Here is a 19468-nt window from a genome sequence, read left to right as displayed (position 1 = left end):
CCGACCGGGGGACCGACCGATCACGGACTTTCAAGAACCAGACAACAAGGAAACGAGGAGAAGCACAGTGGCCAGCACGATGATGCCGATGACCATCACGGAGATCGCCGAGGCGGTCGGAGGAAGGGTCGCGGCCCCTGCCGCGGGCGCGCACGCGGGGCAGGTGCCCGAGTGCGCCGTCGCCGTCTCGGCGGTCAGCGACTCCCGTCAGGTGGGCGAGGGCGGCGTGTTCGTCGCCATCAAGGGCGAGCGTGTCGACGGCCACGACTACGTGGCCCGCGTGGGCGCCGCCGGCGCCGTGGCCGCCATCGTCGACCACGAGGTGCCGGACTGCGACATCGCGCAGATCGTCGTCGACGACACGGTCGAGGCGCTGGGCGCGCTGGCCCGCCACAACATCGTCCGCCGCCGCGCGGCCGCGGACGGCGCCGAGGGCGGCAAGCCGTTCACCATCGTGGCGCTGACCGGCTCGGTCGGCAAGACCACCACCAAGGACCTGCTCAAGGCCCTGCTGTCCACGCTCGACGAGACCGTCGCGCCGGTCGGCTCGTTCAACAACGAGATCGGCCTGCCGCTGACGGCCCTGACCGTCAACGAGGGCACCCGCTACTTCGTCGCCGAGATGGGCGCCAACCACGTCGGCGAGATCGCGAGGCTGACCACCATCGCACCGCCGGACGTCGCCATCGTGCTCAAGGTGGGCGTGGCGCATCTGGGCGAGTTCGGCTCGGTCGAACGCATCGCGCAGGCCAAGTCCGAGATCGTGCGCGGCCTCGTGCCCGGCGGCACGGCCGTGCTCAACGCCGACGACGCGCATGTCGCCGCGATGGCCGCCATCGCCCCGGCCGACGTCGTGTGGTTCGGCGTGGACCCGGCCAACGCCGGCAGGGACGCGCTGACCGCGCGCGGTCTGACCACCGACGACCACGACCGCCCCTCCTTCGACCTCGTCGCCGCCGACGGCGCGGGCGCGCACGTGAGCCTCGGCATCCCCGGCGCGCACAACGTGATGAACGCGCTGGCCGCCGCCACCGTGGCGCGCATGCTCGGCATGGACCTCGACGACATCGCCCGCGTGCTCGGCGAGCAGCGCCGCATCAGCCCCCACCGCATGGCCGTCTCCACCGTCGAACACGACGGCGCGACCTTCACCCTCATCGACGACTCGTTCAACGCCAACCCCGATTCGATGCGCGCCGGCCTCGACGGCCTGGCCCGCTGGGGCGCCGGCGCCGATCCCGCGCCGTACCGCGTCGCCGTGCTCGGCGCGATGCTCGAGCTCGGCGGCGACGAGCGCGGCCTGCACCGATCGATCGGCGCGTACGCGGCCGGCCTCGGCCTGGACCGCATCGTCGCCGTCGGCTCCGCCTCGGACCCGGAGTTCGACGCGCTCGCCGAGTCGCTGGCCGAGGGCGCGCGCGAGGAGCTCGCCGGGCGCGGGGTGAACGACGTGCCGGTCGATTGGGTCCACGACGCCGATCAGGCCGACGAGCTCGTCACCGCCGTCGCGCGCGAGCACGCCGGCACGGTCGCCCTGCTCAAGGGGTCCCACGCCTCGGGACTGAGCGCGCTGGCTGAACGCTGGGCCCCCGCCGAGACCGCCAAGTAACCTGTCGTCCGACATGCCCCCGGGCGCGAAGGTCCGGGGGTCAAGAAACCAAGAAGAGGAAGATCCCAAGTGATTGCGCTAATCATAGGAATGCTGGTGACGCTGGTCGTCACGCTCGTCGGCACCCCGATGCTCATCCGTCTGGTGCACCGGCTCCACTACGGCCAGTACATCCGCCAGGACGGTCCGAAGTCGCATCAGGTCAAGCGCGGCACCCCGACGCTCGGCGGCGTGGTGATCAACATCGCCATCGTGCTCGGCTGGGGATCCTCCGCCCTCTACCGCTATCTGCACATGGGCGACGTGCCCTCCTGGTCCGCGGTGCTCGTGCTCTTCGCGATGCTCTCGATGGGTCTGCTCGGCTTCATCGACGACTTCGCCAAGGTGCGCAAGAAGCAGAGCGAGGGCCTGACGGTGCGCGGCAAGTTCATCGGCCAGTTCATCTTCGCCACCATCTACGCGGTGCTCGCCCTGATCATCCCGACCAAGAGCGGCTTCCCGAGCGCGCAGGCGGGCATGAGCTTCATCGAGCGCCCGTTCTTCAGCTTCGAGTTCGCCGGCCGCGCCGTCGCCATCGTCCTGTTCGTCGTGTGGGTCAACTTCCTGATGACCGCATGGACGAACGCCGTGAACCTGACCGACGGCCTCGACGGCCTGGCCGCCGGATCCTCGATGATCGCGTTCACCGGATACGGCGTCATCGCGTTCTGGGAGAGCTACCACCTCAGGGGCGCCGGCCACTCCGGCTACGCGTACGCCGTCTCCGACCCGCTCGACCTGACCATCATCGCCGTGTGCGCGGCCGTGGCCTGCATCGGGTTCCTGTGGTACAACACCAACCCGGCCACCATCTTCATGGGCGACACCGGCTCGCTGGCGCTGGGCGGCCTGTTCGCCGCGCTCTCCATCGCCACCCACACCGAGTTCCTCGCCGTCATCCTCGGCGGCCTGTACGTGATCGAGGCGATGAGCGACGTCATCCAGGTCGGCTACTTCAAGGCCACGCACAAGCGCGTGTTCAAGATGGCGCCGATCCACCACCACTTCGAGCTGTGCGGATGGCAGGAGTCCAAGGTCGTGGTCCGCTTCTGGATGATCGAGCTCATGTTCGTGCTCATCTCGCTCGTGATCTTCTACGGCGACTGGGCCACCCGCTCCGGTCTGCTCTTCGGCTGACCCGCCGCATCCGCATCTCGTAACCACACAGCCATAATCTCATAGGGACACAGAGGCAAAAGCATCATGGATATCAATGGCAAGACCGTAGTCATCGCCGGACTCGGCGTCTCCGGCACCTCGCTGGGCGAGGTCCTCAGGGAGCTCGGCGCCCACGTCATCGGCGTCGACGAGAGGAAGCCGACCGCGGATCTCGACTCCTTCGACAAGGTGGACTGGGATCGGGTCGACTACGTCATGTCGTCCCCGGTCTTCAACCCGCGCACCCCGTTCATCCTCGAGGCCCGGCGCCGCGGCATCCCGGTCATGAGCGAGGTCGAGTTCGCATGGCGTCTGCGCGTCGACTCGCGCCGCACCGGACGCCCGGCCGCGTGGATCGGCATCACCGGCACCAACGGCAAGACCTCCACCACCGAGATGACCTCGGTCATGCTCACCGCGTGCGGCTACGACGCGCCCACCGCCGGAAACATCGCCTCCGGCAACATGGCGATGTCCCTGTCGCGATGCGCCACCAACCCCGAGCACGACGTGCTGTGCGTCGAGCTGAGCTCCTTCCAGCTGCACTTCACCGACTCGCTCGCGCTCGACTGCGCGGCCATCACCAACATCGCCGACGACCACCTCGACTGGCACGGCGGCCGCGAGAACTACGCCGCCGACAAGGCCAAGGTGTTCCACCGCGCCAAGCGCGCCCTCGTCTACAACGCCGACGACCCCGTCGTGACCGCCAAGGCTCTCGCCGCCGAGCCCGCCGAGGGCTGCCGCAGGGTCGGCTTCACGCTCGGCGCGCCCGAGGCCGGCCAGATCGGCGTCGAGGACGGCTGGATCGTCGACAGGAGCGGCGTGGCCGGGGGAGAGCCCGGCGAGACCGTCAGGGTCGCGCCGATCGCCGAGTTCACGCATCTGACCGAGCCCGACGGCACCATCTACCCGCATCTGCTGGCCGACGCCCTGACCGCCCTCGCCCTCGTGCTCGGCTTCGGCGCCGACAGGGACAAGGCCCTCGAGGCGCTCAAGGGCTTCAGGCCCGGCGGCCACCGCATCGCCACCGTCGCCGCCACGAGGCCGGACGCCTCCGGCCGCGCCATCCGCTTCGTCGACGACTCCAAGGCCACCAACGCGCATGCCGCCAACGCCTCCCTGTCGAGCTTCGCCGACGGCTCCGTCGTCTGGATCGCCGGAGGCCTGGCCAAGGGCAGCCGCTTCGAGCACCTCGTCGCCGACAGGAAGGACACCATCAAGGCCGCCGTCATCATCGGCCGCGACCAGCAGCCGATGCTCGACGCGTTCGCCGCCTCCTCGCCCGAGACGCCGCTGACCGTCATCGACCCCGAGCCGAACGACGACGTGATGGCGCGCGCCGTCGAGGCCGCGGGATCCTACGCCGAACCCGGCGACGTGGTGCTCATGGCGCCCGCCTGCGCCTCCATGGACCAGTTCGTCTCCTACGCCGACCGCGGCGACAAGTTCACCGACGCGGCCAAGCGATGGGTGAATGCGCATGACGGACGCTGAGCGCCGTCCCTCGGGCCCGCAGAGCCTGCTCAACCCGCTGTGGTGCTACCACGGGTTCCGCATGTCCGTGCTGGGCCTGAGCGTCTTCGGCGTGATCATGGTCTTCTCCAGTTCCGCCGTGTCGGCCGCCTCGTCCGGCAAATCGCCGTTCACCGAATCGCTCAGCCAGGTGATGTTCTGCGTGCTCGGCCTCGTCTTCGGCTTCATCTGCTCCATGCTGCCGGTGCGCCTGTACCGGCGCTGGGGCTTCGCGGCCGTGGTCGTCGCCATGTTCCTGCAGCTGCTCACCTTCACGCCGCTCGGCGTCGGCCAGTACGGCAACAACGGCTGGATCGGCGTCGGCGGCGTCACGATCCAGCCGGCCGAGTTCGTCAAGTTCGCGCTGTGCATCTGGCTGCCCACGGCCCTGATCATCGCCAAGCGCAAGTACGATCGCGCCCGCACCTTCAAGGAGCAGCTCAAGGCGTACAGCGCGGCCGGCGGCGTGTACGGCGCGTGTCTGCTGCTCATCCTCGGCGGCAAGGACCTCGGCACCGCCATGATCATCGTGTTCATCGGCGTCGTGGCCTTCCTGATCGCCGGATTCCCGGGCAAGTGGATGGCCGCGCTCGTCGCGGTCATGGCCGTCATGGTGGTGGCCCTGATCGCCTCCAGCCCCAACCGCCGCCAGCGCGTGCTCGCCGCCTACAGCGAATGCTCGGCCGCGGACGCGCAGGGCATCTGCTTCCAGTCGATGCACGCGCGCTACGCGATCGCCTCGGGCGGTCTGCTGGGTCTGGGTCTGGGCAACTCGCGCGAGAAGTGGAACTACCTGCCCGCCGCGCACAACGACTTCATCTTCGCGATCATCGGCGAGGAGACCGGATTCCTCGGCTGCGCGATGGTGATCCTCATCTTCGTGATCCTCGGCTGGTGCCTGCTGTTCAGCGCGCTGCAGCTCAAGGACCGCTACAGCTCGATGGCCCTGATGTGCATCCTCGTGTGGCTCGTGGGCCAGGCGATGGTCAACATCGGCGTCGTCGTCGGCATCTTCCCGGTCTTCGGCGTGCCGATGCCGTTCATCTCCGCCGGCGGCTCGTCGATGATCATGTGCCTGGGCATCTCCGGCGTGGCGATGCGTCTGATGCGCCAGCAGGAGCAGATCAAGGCCGACGTCTCCAAGTTGTGAGTCGCGGCCTCGCACGGGCCGCGGGGCGACTATGCTCTAGGACCATGAAGCATATCGTCCTCGCCGGCGGCGGCACCGCCGGACACGTCAACCCGCTGCTCTCCGTCGCCGCCGCGATCGGCCGCATGGACCCCGACGCGAAGGTGAGCGTCATCGGCACCGCCGTCGGACTCGAGAAGGATCTGGTCCCGGCCGCCGGCCTCGAACTCGACACCATCGAGAAGGTGCCGTTCCCGAGGCGCCCCAACCTGTACGCCCTGAAGTTCCCGGGCAAGTGGGCCGCCGAGACGCGCAAGGTGCGCTCCATCCTCGAGGCCCGCGAGGCCGACGTGGTCGTCGGATTCGGCGGATACGCCTCCGCACCCGTCTACTCGACCGCCCACAGGATGGGCATCCCGATCGTCATCCACGAGCAGAACGCCCGCGCCGGCATGGCCAACAAGCTGGGCAGCCGCTGGGCCGAGTTCATCGGCACCGTGTACGACGGCACCGGCCTCAGACCCGCCAAGGGCGGCGAGATCGCACGCGTCGGCCTGCCGCTGCGCCCCGCCATCGCATCCCTCGTGACCAGACTCGAGACCGACCGCGCCGGCGCGCGCGCCGCGGCCGCCGCCGAACTCGGCGTCGACCCGGACCGCCCGCTCGTGCTCGTCACCGGAGGCTCGCTGGGCGCGGCGAGCCTCAACAGGGCCATGGCCGCCGCCTCCGGCGACGTCCTCAAGGCCGCGCAGGTCGTGCATCTGACCGGCAGGGGCAAATCGGACGAGGTCAGGAAACTCGTCGACGTCAACGCCGGCGCCGAGCACCTGACCGGCATCGGACCGGACTCGGCTGGCAGGGGCGACTACCACGTCGCCGAATACCTCGAGCGCATCGACCTCGCGTTCGCGTGCGCCGACCTCATCGTGTGCCGTTCGGGCGCCGGCACCGTCGCCGAGCTGACGGCGCTGGGCCTGCCCGCCGTCTACGTGCCGCTGCCGATCGGCAACGGCGAGCAGCGCTTCAACGCCCAGCCCGTCGTCGAGGCGGACGGCGGCCTCATGGTCGCCGACGCGGACCTGACGCCGGCGTGGGCGCGCGAGGAGGTGCCCGCCCTGCTGGCCGATCCCGAGCGACTGCGGTCCATGGGCGCGAACGCGTGGAAGTACGGCATCCGCGACGCCGCCGACACGATGGCCGGGCGCATCCTCGACCTCGCCTGAGGCGCCGGCCTGGCCCCGGGCCCTGTCACCGCATCCGACATAATGATTTAGGATTTGACTTTTCCTGCAAGGAGTACGTTTCCGTGACCGCAGACACCACTTCACCCATCATCCTCAACCCCGAGCACGCCGCGTTCGCCGACGACGAGACCGTCGACGCGCTGGGCGCCACGCATTTCATCGGCATCGGAGGCGCCGGCATGTCCGTCCTCGCCGAGATGCTGCACCAGCGCGGCGTGGCCGTGTCCGGCTCCGACCGCGAACGCAGCGCCAAGACGGACCGCCTCGAGGCCCTGGGCATCACGGTCGCCTTCGGCCAGCGGGCCGAGAACGTCGCCGGCGCGGACACCATCGTCTACTCGAGCGCGATCAAGCCGGACAACCCGGAGATCGTCGCCGCCCACGAGGCCGGCAAGCGCATCGTGCACCGCAGCGACATCCTCGCGCTGCTCATGCACGGCCGCCGCGCGGTCACCGTGGCCGGCGCGCACGGCAAGACCACCACCAGCTCGATGCTGGCCCACGTGCTCGAGCACTGCGGCGCCGACCCCAGCTACGCGATCGGCGGCTCCATCCAGGGCAGGGACGGCGCGGTCATCGACGGCGGCCACGTCGGCGGGGGAGAGGCCCTCGTCGCCGAGGCCGACGAATCCGACGGCAGCTTCGAGAAGTACCGTCCGCAGATCGCCGTCATCACCAACTGCGAGGCCGACCATCTCGACCACTACGGCGACGAGGCGCACTACCGCGCCGCCTTCGTCGAGCACGCCGGCCACGCCACCGGCCATATCGTCATCTGCGCCGACGACCCGAACGCGCTGGCCGTGCTGCTCGCGCTCGACCCCGCCGTCGCCGCGCACGCCGTCGCCTACGGCACCACGCCGGCCGACGACCCCGCGCTCGGGGGACTGAACGGCGCCGCGTACGTGCACATCGAATCCGAAAGCGAGTCCGCCGAGTCCGGCGCCGAGCACTTCACGCTCCATCTGCCGGCTGCCGTCACCGCAGGCGCCGACGTCGAACAGGCCGTCAGCCTCGAGGTGCCGGGTCTGCACAATGCGCGCAACGCCGCCGCCGCGATCACCGCGGCCGTGCTGCTGGGCGTCTCCCCGGCCGACGCCGCCGGCGCCATCGCGTCCTTCCGCGGCGCCGTGCGACGCTTCCAGATCAAGGGCGTCGTCAAGCAGGTCACCGTCGTCGACGACTACGCGCACCATCCCACCGAGATCGCCGCGCTGCTCGACGCCGCGCGCCGCCGCTACCCGCACAGCGTGATCCGCGTGCTCTTCCAGCCGCACCTGTTCAGCCGCACGAAGTTCTTCGCCCGCGAGTTCGCGCAGGCCCTGTCCAAGGCCGACGACGTCATCGTCACCGGCATCTACCCGGCCCGAGAGAAGCAGGCCGACTTCCCGGGCGTCGGCCCCGTGACCATCGTGCGCGAGGCGCAGGGCATGACCGGCGTGGAGTTCCGCGCCGTCGAGGACATGGAGCTGGCCGCCCGGATGATGGCGATGCGCGCCCACCACGGCGACGTCGTCTTCACCGTCGGCGCCGGCGACATCACCGACATGGGCGAGGTGATCCTCCACGCGCTCGAGGCGCATCGCGAAAGCTGCGACTGATGGCGGGCAGGGTCGTCAGCTCCGGCGGTGAGCCGGGACGCGGTCCGGAACGAGGCAACCGCGGACGGCTCGTCCGCCGCGCGCAGCCGTCGAAGCCGTCCCAGCCGCCGCGCCGCCAGCCGCGCAAGACCGTCTCCGGCTCGTCCGCCGATCCGTCGCGCTCCAAGCCGGGGGCGTTCGTCGATGCCCGCAGACTCAGCAGCGAGGACCTCGTCGCCAAGACGCTCCGGGAGAACTCCGGCACGCTGGGACTGGCCACCAGGCCCAAGGTCGTCGACTTCACCGCCAGGGCCAGGGAGCGCAAGCGCGCCGGGGTGCGGGCGATCGCCCTGCGCGCCGGGATCGCGGCGCTCGCCGTCGTCCTGGTCGTCGGATTGTGCTGGCTGCTGTTCCTCTCGCCGGCGCTGCGTCTTGACGCGTCGCAGGTCACGGTCACGGGCGCCAACAAGTGGGTGAGCGAGTCGGACATCCGCGACATCGTCGACGAGCAGACCGGCCGGTCGCTCGTGCTGGTCAACACCAGCGACATGACCGAGCGGATGTCGTCCATCCCGGGCGTCACCAGCGCCACGGCGACGAAGCGCTGGCCGCACGGCCTGGCCGTCGCCGTCGAATCGCAGCGTCCGGCGGCGATGCTCAAGGCGTCCGGCGGCGATTCGATGACCGCCGTCGACTCCAAGGCGCGCGTGCTCAACTCCGTGGCCGGGGCGTCGGTCGACGGCATCCCCGTGATCGAGGTGAAGGACGTGTCGGCGGGACTCAAACGCCGCGCCGTCAAGGAGGCGCTCAAGGTGCTGGACTCGCTGCCCGAGTCGATGCGCAACCGGATCACCAAGGTCACCGCCGCCACGCAGGACTCCATCACCACCCAGCTCGACGGCGGCAAGCACACGGTCGTATGGGGCGACTCCTCCCAGATGAAGCTCAAGAAGGCCGTCGTCGACAAGATCCTGTCCGACAAGAAGGTCATCGGCGACAAGACGGAGGTCGACGTCTCCGCGCCGCTGCGGCCGGTGCTGCGCTGAGACGCTGCCGGCGGCGCGTCCGCCCGTCGTCCGTTGTTCGCCGACGGCGTGAGCGACGCCGCCGATTTGCGTTCCGGTGCCGGACGGTTGTATGCTGAGGTGTCCGCCTGAATGGGCGGGGCTTGATAATTCAAGATTGGGGATGATCGGTTTCGACGGTGACCTGTTCGTCGCAGGGAAGCGTGCCGAGAACGCCGGGTCCGCTCGTGGATGCCCCCGGCAAAAAAATAAGTGCTAAATCTAACCGCACTGAGTTCGCTCTCGCTGCCTGAGCTTCGCGCCAGGATTAACCAGTGAGCAGCCGCTCCGTTCACTTCCCCTCGTCTTCGGGGGAATGCTGAGCGTCGTTTAGAGGACTTGCTGATACGGCTGAGCCTCAGGGCCGCATCGGGACTTTGACTGCGGATATGCTCGCCAACGGTCGTCTGCGACACAGTTGGGGGCAGAAAAACCGCCGCACGGCCAGCAGACTACGCACGTAGAAGACTGAGGGTACGGTCACCGGACCGGGGTTCAATTCCCCGCATCTCCACCATCACGAAGCGCCATCCCACCCGGGGTGGCGCTTTTTCGTATCCGTCCACATCGCCGAAGGAGGGCCGCGGCCACATGTTTCTTCTGCCCGAACAGCAGCTCGAGCGCTGCGAGCGCGTGATGCGGCAGCGCGTCGCGCCGCATATCCACACCGTTCTGTCCTCGTGCACGCTCCGGGCGTACGACAACCCCGGCGAGCCGGAGCCCTCGGGGGAGTTCCTCGCCCGTGCGCGCGCCGGAGCCGTCGCGTTCCGTCCGTTCGAGGTCCCCGGCGAGTGGGGCACCACATGGGGCACCACATGGTTCGAGGTGCGGGGCCGCGTCGATCCCGGGGCGGCAGCGGGGCGCGGGATCGAACTGCTCGTCGACTTGGGCTGGATCGACCGGTGGCCCGGATTCCACGCCGAGGGCCTTGTCTACCGTGCCGACGGCACCGCCGTCAAGGCCGTGAACCCGATGAACCACTGGGTGCCGCTCGCCGGCGCCGACGGGGCCACGGCCGTCGACCTCGACGGGGACGGCCGCTTCACCCTCTACATCGAGGCCGCCGCCAACCCGAACATCGCATGCGAGCCGTCGTTCGCACCCACCCGGCTCGGCGAGGGGCCGACCGGCCGGGTCGACCGTCCGCACACCCCGTACACGATGCGCCGCGTGGACGTCGCCGCGTTCGACGGGGACGTGTTCGCCTACCACATGGACCTCGAGACCGTCTCCTCGCTGATCCGCGAGCTCCACGACGACGATCCTCGCTACTGGCAGCTCGCCAAGGCGCTGCAGCGGTCGCTCAACGCCTACGACGAGCAGGACATCGCCGGCACGCTCGCCGCCGCACGCGCCGAACTCGCCGGCGTGCTGACCGAGCCGGCCTCCTCCAGCGCCATCGCCCACGTCGCCGTCGGCCACGCGCACATCGACTCCGCATGGCTGTGGCCCGTCAGGGAGACCCGGCGCAAGGTCGCGCGCACCGTCGCCAACGTGCTCGCCCTGATGGACGAGGACCCCGACCTCACCTACGCGATGAGCTCCGCCCAGCAGTACGCATGGCTCGAGGAGGGCCATCCCGACCTCTTCGCACGGCTGCGCGCCCGCGTCGCCGAGGGACGGTTCGTCCCCGTGGGCGGCATGTGGGTCGAATCCGACGGCATGATGCCCGCCGGGGAGTCGCTGGTCCGCCAGATCACGTTCGGTCGCCGCTACTTCGGGGAGCGCCTCGGCGTCGAGCCCCGCGGCGTATGGCTGCCGGACAGCTTCGGCTACAGCGGCGCGTGGCCGCAGATCGCCCGCCGCGCCGGATTCGACTGGTTCCTCACGCAGAAGATCTCCTGGAACGACACGACCCGGTTCCCGCACCACTCGTTCCTGTGGGAGGGTGTCGACGGCACGCGCATCCTCGTCCACTTCCCGCCGTCCGACACGTACGCCTCGACCGTGGAGATGCACGAGCTCATGCACTCGCAGCGCAACTTCCTCGACAAGGACCTGTCGCGCAACGCGATCCTGCTGTACGGCCACGGCGACGGGGGAGGCGGCCCCACCCGCGAGATGGCCGCGCGCATCCGCCGCGCCCGGAACCTCGCCGGCGCCCCCAAGGTCGACTTCGGCACGCCCGACGAGCTGTTCGACCGCGTCCGCCGCGACATCGTCGACGACGCGCGCGGCGAGACCCCCGTATACCGGGGCGAGCTGTACCTGGAGCTGCACCGCGGCACACTGACCTCCCAGCAGGACATGAAGCGCGACTGCCGTGCGGAGGAGGCCCTGCTGCGCGAGACCGAATACCTGTGCGCCGCGGCCCGACTCAAGGACCCGACGTACGCCTACCCGCGCGGGGAGCTGGAGCGCATCTGGAGGACGCTGCTCCTCAACCAGTTCCACGACATCCTGCCCGGTTCCGCCATCGCCTGGGTGCATCGCCGGGCCCGCGCCGAATACGCGCGCGACCTCGCCCGGCTGCGCGACCTCGCCGCGGGGGCCGGGGCGGCCATCGCCGCCGCCGAACCGTCCGACCGCATCGTGAGGGGCGCGGTGATCGTCCCGTATGCGCGCGACCACGGCGACGCGTGGACGGTCATGTCCGCGCGCGACCTCGCCCGCGCCGGCGCATCGGAGCCGGTCACGCCCGTGCGCATCGCACGCGACGACGCCGGGACCACACTCGACAACGGGATCCTCGCCGTACGCGTCGAGGCCGACGGCACCGTCTCCTCGCTCGTCGACCGACGCTGTGGGCGCGAGCTCGTGCCCGAGGGCGCCCGGCTGGGCCGCTACGAGCTGCTGCGCGACGAACCGTCCCAGTGGGATGCGTGGGAGATCCAGCGTGACGCGCTCCTCACCGCCGCCGCGCTCGCCGGCTCCTCGATCGTCGACTCGCGTTCCGAACCGGACGGCGCCGCGAGCGTCGAGACCCGCGCCGAGGCCGAGGGCGTCGTCATCCGCACCCGCATCACGCTGCGCCCGGGCGCCGACTCGCTCGACTTCGCCGCCGACGTGGACTGGCATGCCGACGAGCGCTTCCTCAAGGTCGATCTGCCGGTGGCTCTGCTTGCCGACCGCGCCCAGTACGAGTGTCAGTATGGTCTGGTCGAGCGTCCGGTCGCCGGGAACACGCGGTCCGACGAGGCCATGTTCGAAAGCTGCACGCACCGCTTCGTGCGCGTTGCCGAGTCGGGCTACGCGGCCGCCGTCGTGAACGCCTCCACGTACGGCTCCGATGTGAGCCCCATCCGCGGGGACGCCCCGTACGGTGCCGGACGCGGCGTCATGGTGCGCCTGTCCCTGCTCTCCGCGCCGCGCTTCCCCGATCCGGACACGGACCGGGGAAGACACGCGTTCGCATGGTCCGTCCTCGCGGGAGCCGGCATGGACGCCGTACTGGCCGAGGCGGCGAGGCTCAACTGTCCCGTCGTCGGCGAACTGCCCGCGTTCGCCCCGCCGGTCTCGCTCGGCGACGTGTCCGGCGTCGTCGCGCTCGATTGGGTGAAGCTCGCCGACGACGGCTCCGACGATCTCGTCGTGCGTCTGTACGAGGCCGCGGGAGGCGCCGCGTCCGCCGTGCTGCACGTGGACGCGGCGCTCGCCGGGGCGACGGTGCGCGAGGTGAACCTCCTGGAGGAGCCCGAGCTGCCCGACGACCTGCCCCGCGCGCTGGCCGGGGGAGAGGACGCCGTCCCGGCCGAGGGCGCCGCCCTGACGTTCGCGCCGTTCCAGCTGGCCACGCTGCGCATCCGCCGCGCGTGACCATGCCCGGCTGTCCGCTTGATCGGGGTATCCGGCCGGAGGAACGCGAGAAGCGCCGCCCCTCCCGAGGGGAGGAACGGCGCTTCTTCTCATCTCCGAGGCATCTATGCGTCCCGGAACCGGGGCAGGCCGTCGGGTCAGACTCGTCGGCTCAGGCGCGCTTGCCTTCGAGCAGCCTGTAGCCGAAGCCCATGATGAGGACGTAGAGGCAGCCGACGGCCATGACGAGGATGCCGCCGAACTGGCCGGCCGCGTCGGCCGCGACGCCCATGACCGGCGGGAAGATCGCGCCGCCGATCAGGCCCATGAGCATGAGTCCCGAGATCTCGTTCTGACGGTCCGGACGGTACATGAGCGCGTGGGACAGGAACAGGGAGAACACGTTCGAGTTGCCGAAGCCGACCAGCGCGACCGCGGTCCAGAACAGCCACACCGGCGGGTTGTCCGTAACGAGCGTGAACGCGGCGAAGCACACGGCCGACAGGGTCATGATCACGCCGCACACGCGCAGGCCGACCTTGTTGCTGATCTTCTGCAGGACGATGCCGCCGGTGAAGCAGCCGATCATACGGGCGATGAAGTACACCATCGTGGCGGTGGCGGCGATCTCGGTGAACTGGTCGCCGGTGTGCTCGGTCAGGATGCGCGGCGCCTGCGCGTTGATGCCGACGTCGACGCCCACGTGCGCCACGATGCCCAGGAAGCACAGGAACACGATGGCGTCGGAGAACAGGAGCTTGAAGCAGCGGCCGATGGTGGTGGTGCCGGCGTCGGGGGCGGGCTCGTCGATCTTGTCGAAGGCGAGCAGGATGTAGCCGACGATGCCGATGACGAAGTAGATCACGAACAGGATCCACCACATGCCGAGCTTGGTGGCGCCCCAGATGGCGATGTAGGGGGCGAACAGGGAGGCGAAGGCCTTGACGAACTGGCCGGTGGTGAGGGTCGAGGCGAGCTTGTCGCCCTTGACGAACACGGTCAGCAGGGGGTTGAGGGAGACCTGCATCAGGGTGTTGCCGATGCCCAGGAACGCGAAGGACGCGACGATCAGGACCAGTCGCGCGGTGCCGGACAGGACCGTGTAGGCGATGATCGGCAGGGCCATGGCCACAAGGGTGACGAGGATGGACCACAGGACGGTTTTGCGGCGGCCGATTTTGTTCATCAGCATGCCGGTGGGCACGGAGAAGATCAGGAACCAGAAGAACACCATCGTGGTGAACAGGTTCGCGGTGCCGTCGGCCAGGTTGAACTCGCCCTTGACGTAGTTCGTCGCGGTGCCGACGAGGTCGACGAAGCCCATGACGAAGAAGGCGAACATCACCGGGAGGATCTTGGCGAATCCGGCGTTGCCGGTCTTGGTGGTTTCGTTGCTCATTAGAAATTCCCTTTTTCTACTGCTTGTTAATGAGACGGACGAAATTGCCGTTGCTTGGTTGTCGTTCAGTTATCGATATTCAGTTATGAGCGGCGTCCCGCACCCGAAAGGGCATGGCTCGCGCCGGGAGTCCGGTCGTATCGGTGTGAATCCGGGACGCCGTTGTCCCGGCGCAAGCCATGCCCCTGGGGGAGAGGGGTGCCGAAAATCGAAAATGCGGTGAGACCGCAATCGTCCCGCATGGCCGCCGCGTTCACATCGGCCATGCGGGACGAAATGGGGGATCGGCTTACTTGCCGGCCTCGGCCAGGTAGTCGGGCATCTGGGCCGGGTACTCCGGCCAGGCGCCGGCCTGGGTGCACACGAAGGCGGCGGTGTTGACGGCCGTGCGGTGCGCCTCGGACAGGGAGTCGCCCAGCAGGGTGCGGGCGGTGAACGTGCCGGAGAAGGAGTCGCCGGCGCCGACGGTGTCGACGACCTCGACGCGCGGGGTGTCCACGGTGGAGATCTCGCCGTTCTTGGAGATGATCGTGGAGTAGGCGGAGCCTGCGGTCAGGATCACGTAGTCGAGATCGTACTGCTCGAGGAACCAGCGGGAGGCGTCATCGCCGGAGGTGCCGCGGATGTCGAACATGTCGCGCAGGAGCAGCAGCTCCTCGTCGTTGATCTTGAACACGGTGGCGTAGCCGAGCAGCTCCTCGATGAGCTCCTTGGAGTAGTGGTCGCCGCGCAGGTTGATGTCGAAGAACTTCATCGCGCCCGGCTTGGTGTGCTTGAGCAGCTCGGTGATGGTGGCGTGGGACTCCGGGGAGCGCAGGGCCAGGGTGCCGTAGCACACGGCGTCGGCCTGCTTGACGACGTCGATGAGCTGCTTGGTGTACAGGATGTGGTCCCAGGCCACGCCCTTGACGATGGTGTACTCCGGGATGCCGTTGCGCAGCTCGACCTCGACGGTGGAGGTCGGCCAGGCGTTGCGCTGGATGACGGCGTGGATGCCGGCCTTGGCGGTCTCGGCGAGCAGCTCGTCGCCGAGCTCATCCTCGCCGACGGCGGAGATGGAGTAACCGTCCGCGCCGTTCATCATCGCGTGGTAGGCGAAGTTGACGGGGGCGCCGCCGGCGCGCTTGCCGGTGGGGAGCATGTCCCACAGAAGTTCGCCGAGGGAGAGAACGATGGGCTTGGACATGGTGGGTTCCTTTCCTTTGTGGTGGTTTTTCCGTTTGGGAAATCTTGGTGGTCCGGGGCGTTGCGCCCCGGGGCGGCTAGCTCAGATCGAAGAACATCGACGGATGGTCCAGGAACTGGGTGACCGCTATGGCCGAGGCGCCGCACACGATGGCGTCGGTGGACATGGTGGACAGCGTGATCTCGGTGGAGTCGTAGATCTCGGGGATCGAGCGCCTGCGCACCGTGGCGAGCACCTCGTCGAGGAACGTCGCCCCGGCTTCGGAGACGATGTCGCCGATGATGATGTGGCTGGGGTTGAAGGCGTTGAAGATGTTGACGCAGCCGTATCCGACGTAGCGGGCGATGCGCAGCACGAGTTCGCGGGCCCGCTCGTCGCCGTCGCGCTCCAGCGCGAACAGCGCGCGCGCCGCCTCCGCGTTGGACATGTCCCGCACGCCGGGCACGAGGATGCCGTCCTCGATGAGCATCTCGTGGATGGCGGGGGTGGAGCAGTACCGTTCGAGGCAGCCGACGTTGCCGCAGTCGCAGGGCCTGCCGTTCACGTCGATCGACACGTGGCCGATCTCCGTGGCGGCGCCGAGCGCGCCGTTGACGATGTGGCCGTTGTCGATGACGCCCAGTCCGACGCCCTCGCCGACGAGGTAGTACGCCAGATTGGTGTCGCCGTGCGACTTCGGGTCGAACAGGTAGTGGGCCAGGGCCCCGGCCCGCGCGTCCTGCTCGATGAACACGGGCACGGAGAAGGCGTGGGCGAACTCGTCGATGAAGTTCACGTCGCGCCACCCCTGCATGGACGAGACGACGGCGGTGTAGCCCTCGTCGCGCATGTAGGGGCCGGGGATGGCCATGCCGATGGCGAAGACGCGCCTGTCGGCGGCCATCAGGCACTCGATGCGCCGGTGCAGCAGCCGCACGGCGTCGTCGATGGTGTCGTTGGTGACCGGGGGCATGTCCTCGACGCTCAGTGTGTTGCCGCACAGATCGAACACGCCGATCTGCACGAGGGACCGGGCGAACTTGACGCCGATGACGTGGAAGCGCGTGGTGTCGAGTTCGAGTCCGATGGACCGGCGGTTCTTCTCGCCCTCCATGTCGCCGGTCTCCGCGATCGCGCCGGCCTCGATGAGCTGGGCGGTGATCTTGGTGATGGCGGCGGGGGTGAGGCCCAGCGCCTTGGCGATCTGGGCGCGCGAGCTGACGCCGTTGTGGTAGAGGTGCTGCAGAATCCGGGAGCGATTGAACTCGGCGAGTGATGCCTGGGATGCGGTGGCGGCGTTTCTGCCGTTGTTCATGCCTGACACCTCCTTGCGTCGCTCGTCACTGATGGTCCGTATCGTCCTTGAAGTCTGAACTTGCTTAGATGTTAACGCGGTTAATGTATGAAGGCAATTAAGACACGCCGGGTGCGTCGTCGGCTACGATGAAGCCATGACGATGATCGAGATAGCCGTCCAGGACGTCGCCGGAGCCAGGATCGCCGCCGAGGAGGGCGCCGACCGCATCGAGCTGTGCGTCGCGCTGGGCGCGACCGGCGGCCTCACGCCGAGTCCGGGGCTGATCGCAGCCTGCGCCGTCGTCGGCGTGCCGCAGGGCGTGCAGGTCCTCATCCGCCCCCGCGCCGGCTCCTTCGTGTTCGACGCCGACGAGAAGGCGGTCCAGCTCGACGACGTGCGCATGGCCGTGCGCGCCGGGGCCCGCGGCGTCGTGGTCGGCGGCCTGACTCCCGAGGGGGCGGTCGACGCGCCGTTCGCGGCCGCGCTGGCCGACGCCGCACGGGCGGAGGGTCGCGCGGCCGGCCGCGACGTGCAGGTCACCTTCCACCGCGCCTTCGACATGGTGCCCGACCGCGCCGCCGCGCTGGAGACGCTCGTCGGACTGGGGTACACGCGCGTGCTCACCTCCGGCGGCGCCCCGCGCGTGCCCGAGGGGCTCGACGAGCTGCGCGCGCTCTCGGCCCTCGCCGCGGGGCGCATCCAGATCGAGGCCGGGGGAGGGCTGACGCCCGAGTCGATCCCCGCGGCGAGGGCGACCGGCGTGGACGCGCTGCATCTGTCCGCCAAGCGGCTCGTCCCTGCCGAGGGCGGTCCCGGCGGTGGCGGCGGCGCCCCGATCGAGGTCACCGACCGCGACGTGGTGCGCGCGGCCGTCGCGCTCGCGCACGCGCTCTAGCGCCGGCGGCGGAGTCGTTTCCGGTGGGGCGGCGCCGCCGGATGAGGCTCCAATGTAAACGATGTTGTCATAATGTGTAAAACCGCATGATCGTGCGGTTTTTGATGTATCGACATGCATCTGTGAACGATGACACGCTGTTAATGCAAAGATAGTTGACATAGGTTTTCCGACCCTTTAAAGTTACCTGTAGTTGCCACGAAGGAGTGGTGACACCCAACTCGAAGAGGAGCGGAAACAATGTCATACAAGAAGCGACTGATTGCGGGAGCGGCGGCCGTCGCCGCCATGGCCATGGGCCTCGCCGGCTGCGGGTCCGACGCCAACGGCAACGCCTCCGACGATTCGTCCGACGGCGGCGTGGTGAACATCACCTACATGCACCGCCTTCCCGACAACGACGGCATGGTGCTCGTCAAGGACATCGTCGCCAAGTGGAACAAGGAGCATCCGAACATCCAGGTCAAGGCCACCAAGTTCGACGGCAAGGCCTCCGAGATGATCAAGAAGCTCGAGACCGACGTCAAGAACGACAACGCGCCCGATCTGGCGCAGGTCGGCTACGCGGAGCTGCCCGAGGTCTTCACCAAGGACATGCTTCAGGACGTCAGCGAGTACGCCGAGCAGTACAAGGACCACTTCGCGTCCGGCCCGTACTCCCTGATGCAGGTCGGCGGCAAGTACTTCGGCCTGCCGCAGGACACCGGCCCGCTGGTCTACTTCTACAACAAGGCCGAGTTCGACAAGCTCGGCATCAGCGTGCCGAAGACCGCCGACGAGATGGTCGAGTCCGCCAAGAAGGCCGCGGCCGCCGGCAAGTACATCATGTCCTACCAGCCCGATGAGGCCGGCAACATGATCTCCGGTCTGGCGGGCGCCTCCGGCGGCTGGTACAAGGTCGTCGACGACGCGTGGGTCGTCGACACCGAGACCGACGGCTCCAAGGCCGTCGCGGATCTCTACCAGCAGCTGCTCGACGCGAAGGCCGCCACCACGAACGCCCGCTGGGACGCGTCCTTCGACGCCTCGCTGCAGGACGGCTCGCTGATCGGCACCGTGGCCGCCGCATGGGAGGCGCCGCTGTTCATGGGCTCCGCCGGCGACACCGGCGCGGGCGACTGGCAGGTGGCCCAGCTCGGCGACTGGTTCGACAACGCGGGCAAGACCGGCCCCGACGGCGGCTCCGGCGTCGTGGTCCTGAAGAACTCGAAGCACCCGAAGGAGGCCATGGAGTTCCTCGACTGGTTCAACACGCAGGTCTCCGACCTCGTCTCGCAGGGCCTCGTGCCGGCCGCCACCACCGAGGACGCCGAGACCCCCGAGGACTGGTCGAAGTTCTTCGGCGGCCAGGACATCATGGCCGAGTTCAAGACCGCGAACAACAACATGGGCGACTTCACCTACATGCCGGGCTTCTCCGCCGTCGCCACCGCGATGAACGAGACCGCCGCCAAGGCCGTCGACGGCTCCGGCAAGGTCGAGGACATCTTCTCCGTGGCGCAGAAGACCTCCATCGACACGCTGAAGAACCTCAACCTGTCCGTCAAGGAGTAGCGCGGCACCACGCCGACCGGGCCTTTCCCGGCAGGTGACGGGCGTCGCGACGCCATCGGAAGGAAAGGCCGGAGTCCGGGGCTCC

General features: G+C 68.9%; 13 protein-coding genes and 1 other RNA gene. 11 read left to right on the top strand and 3 right to left on the bottom strand.

Annotated features, from left to right (window positions below; translation table 11 throughout):
* The first annotated feature begins 79 nt into the window (after positions 1-79).
* The 9 genes from JS528_RS02540 (at position 80) to JS528_RS02500 (ending at position 13094) form a co-directional block, all read left to right on the top strand.
* Positions 80-1609, top strand: coding sequence for a UDP-N-acetylmuramoyl-tripeptide--D-alanyl-D-alanine ligase (locus tag JS528_RS02540; RefSeq protein WP_214357567.1), 1530 nt, complete (start codon positions 80-82; stop codon positions 1607-1609).
* Positions 1610-1678: 69 nt separating this feature from the next.
* Positions 1679-2785 (top strand): phospho-N-acetylmuramoyl-pentapeptide-transferase, encoded by a 1107-nt coding sequence (gene mraY, locus JS528_RS02535; RefSeq protein ID WP_214357503.1) that lies wholly within the window; start codon positions 1679-1681, stop codon positions 2783-2785.
* A gap of 66 nt (positions 2786-2851) precedes the next feature.
* Positions 2852-4303 carry a UDP-N-acetylmuramoyl-L-alanine--D-glutamate ligase gene (murD, locus tag JS528_RS02530; protein WP_214357502.1) on the top strand — a complete coding sequence of 484 codons (1452 nt, stop codon included), beginning with the start codon at positions 2852-2854 and terminating at the stop codon, positions 4301-4303.
* On the top strand, positions 4290-5471 hold the full coding sequence (locus JS528_RS02525) for a peptidoglycan glycosyltransferase FtsW (protein ID WP_240541251.1): 1182 nt from the start codon (positions 4290-4292) through the stop codon (positions 5469-5471). The genes murD and JS528_RS02525 overlap by 14 nt, the downstream gene beginning before the upstream one ends.
* 44 nt (positions 5472-5515) lie before the next feature.
* Positions 5516-6673 (top strand): UDP-N-acetylglucosamine--N-acetylmuramyl-(pentapeptide) pyrophosphoryl-undecaprenol N-acetylglucosamine transferase, encoded by a 1158-nt coding sequence (locus JS528_RS02520; RefSeq protein WP_214357500.1) that lies wholly within the window; start codon positions 5516-5518, stop codon positions 6671-6673.
* An 83-nt stretch (positions 6674-6756) separates the two neighbouring features.
* The gene (gene murC, locus JS528_RS02515; protein ID WP_214357499.1) at positions 6757-8295 is read left to right on the top strand and encodes a UDP-N-acetylmuramate--L-alanine ligase; all 1539 of its coding nucleotides are present in this window, start codon (positions 6757-6759) and stop codon (positions 8293-8295) included.
* A complete protein-coding gene (locus JS528_RS02510) occupies positions 8295-9320 on the top strand; it encodes a cell division protein FtsQ/DivIB (RefSeq protein WP_214357498.1) in 1026 nt (341 codons plus the stop codon). The genes murC and JS528_RS02510 overlap by 1 nt, the downstream gene beginning before the upstream one ends.
* Positions 9321-9458: 138 nt before the next feature.
* Positions 9459-9855: a transfer-messenger RNA gene (gene ssrA / locus JS528_RS02505) on the top strand.
* A 74-nt stretch (positions 9856-9929) separates the two neighbouring features.
* Entirely contained in the window at positions 9930-13094 is a 3165-nt protein-coding gene (locus tag JS528_RS02500; RefSeq protein ID WP_214357497.1) for an alpha-mannosidase, read from the top strand.
* Between the two features lie 151 nt (positions 13095-13245).
* Here JS528_RS02500 and JS528_RS02495 read toward each other — a convergent pair whose 3' ends face one another.
* The 3 genes from JS528_RS02495 to JS528_RS02485 all read right to left on the bottom strand — a co-directional run bounded on the left by JS528_RS02495 (position 13246) and on the right by JS528_RS02485 (position 16952).
* Positions 13246-14472: an MFS transporter gene (locus tag JS528_RS02495; protein ID WP_214357496.1), complete on the bottom strand. Its 1227-nt coding sequence runs from the start codon at positions 14470-14472 to the stop codon at positions 13246-13248.
* Between the two features lie 289 nt (positions 14473-14761).
* Entirely contained in the window at positions 14762-15658 is an 897-nt protein-coding gene (locus JS528_RS02490; protein WP_214357495.1) for a carbohydrate kinase family protein, read from the bottom strand.
* A 76-nt stretch (positions 15659-15734) separates the two neighbouring features.
* The gene (locus JS528_RS02485; RefSeq protein WP_214357494.1) at positions 15735-16952 is read right to left on the bottom strand and encodes an ROK family transcriptional regulator; all 1218 of its coding nucleotides are present in this window, start codon (positions 16950-16952) and stop codon (positions 15735-15737) included.
* A 136-nt stretch (positions 16953-17088) separates the two neighbouring features.
* Here JS528_RS02485 and JS528_RS02480 point away from each other — a divergent pair, with 136 nt between their 5' ends.
* The gene (locus JS528_RS02480; protein ID WP_214357493.1) at positions 17089-17829 is read left to right on the top strand and encodes a copper homeostasis protein CutC; all 741 of its coding nucleotides are present in this window, start codon (positions 17089-17091) and stop codon (positions 17827-17829) included.
* Between the two features lie 240 nt (positions 17830-18069).
* Positions 18070-19383, top strand: a complete 1314-nt coding sequence (locus tag JS528_RS02475; protein WP_214357492.1) for an ABC transporter substrate-binding protein — start codon at positions 18070-18072, stop codon at positions 19381-19383.
* Positions 19384-19468 lie beyond the last annotated feature (85 nt).

This window comes from Bifidobacterium santillanense (genome assembly GCF_018555385.1).
GTDB classification, from domain to species: domain Bacteria; phylum Actinomycetota; class Actinomycetes; order Actinomycetales; family Bifidobacteriaceae; genus Bifidobacterium; species Bifidobacterium santillanense.
Note: the sequence above shows the minus strand (reverse complement) of the source record. Positions and strands in the feature narration are given on the sequence as shown.

What these genes read in the sequence shown, in the direction of transcription:
- JS528_RS02485 (WP_214357494.1), bottom strand. Translation starts at nt 16,952, where the DNA reads ATGAACAACGGCAGAAACGCCGCCACCGCATCCCAGGCATCACTCGCC.
- JS528_RS02510 (WP_214357498.1), top strand. Translation starts at nt 8,295, where the DNA reads ATGGCGGGCAGGGTCGTCAGCTCCGGCGGTGAGCCGGGACGCGGTCCG.
- murD (WP_214357502.1), top strand. Translation starts at nt 2,852, where the DNA reads ATGGATATCAATGGCAAGACCGTAGTCATCGCCGGACTCGGCGTCTCC.
- JS528_RS02525 (WP_240541251.1), top strand. Translation starts at nt 4,290, where the DNA reads ATGACGGACGCTGAGCGCCGTCCCTCGGGCCCGCAGAGCCTGCTCAAC.
- JS528_RS02490 (WP_214357495.1), bottom strand. Translation starts at nt 15,658, where the DNA reads ATGTCCAAGCCCATCGTTCTCTCCCTCGGCGAACTTCTGTGGGACATG.
- JS528_RS02540 (WP_214357567.1), top strand. Translation starts at nt 80, where the DNA reads ATGATGCCGATGACCATCACGGAGATCGCCGAGGCGGTCGGAGGAAGG.
- JS528_RS02475 (WP_214357492.1), top strand. Translation starts at nt 18,070, where the DNA reads ATGTCATACAAGAAGCGACTGATTGCGGGAGCGGCGGCCGTCGCCGCC.
- JS528_RS02495 (WP_214357496.1), bottom strand. Translation starts at nt 14,472, where the DNA reads ATGAGCAACGAAACCACCAAGACCGGCAACGCCGGATTCGCCAAGATC.
- JS528_RS02500 (WP_214357497.1), top strand. Translation starts at nt 9,930, where the DNA reads ATGTTTCTTCTGCCCGAACAGCAGCTCGAGCGCTGCGAGCGCGTGATG.
- JS528_RS02480 (WP_214357493.1), top strand. Translation starts at nt 17,089, where the DNA reads ATGACGATGATCGAGATAGCCGTCCAGGACGTCGCCGGAGCCAGGATC.
- JS528_RS02520 (WP_214357500.1), top strand. Translation starts at nt 5,516, where the DNA reads ATGAAGCATATCGTCCTCGCCGGCGGCGGCACCGCCGGACACGTCAAC.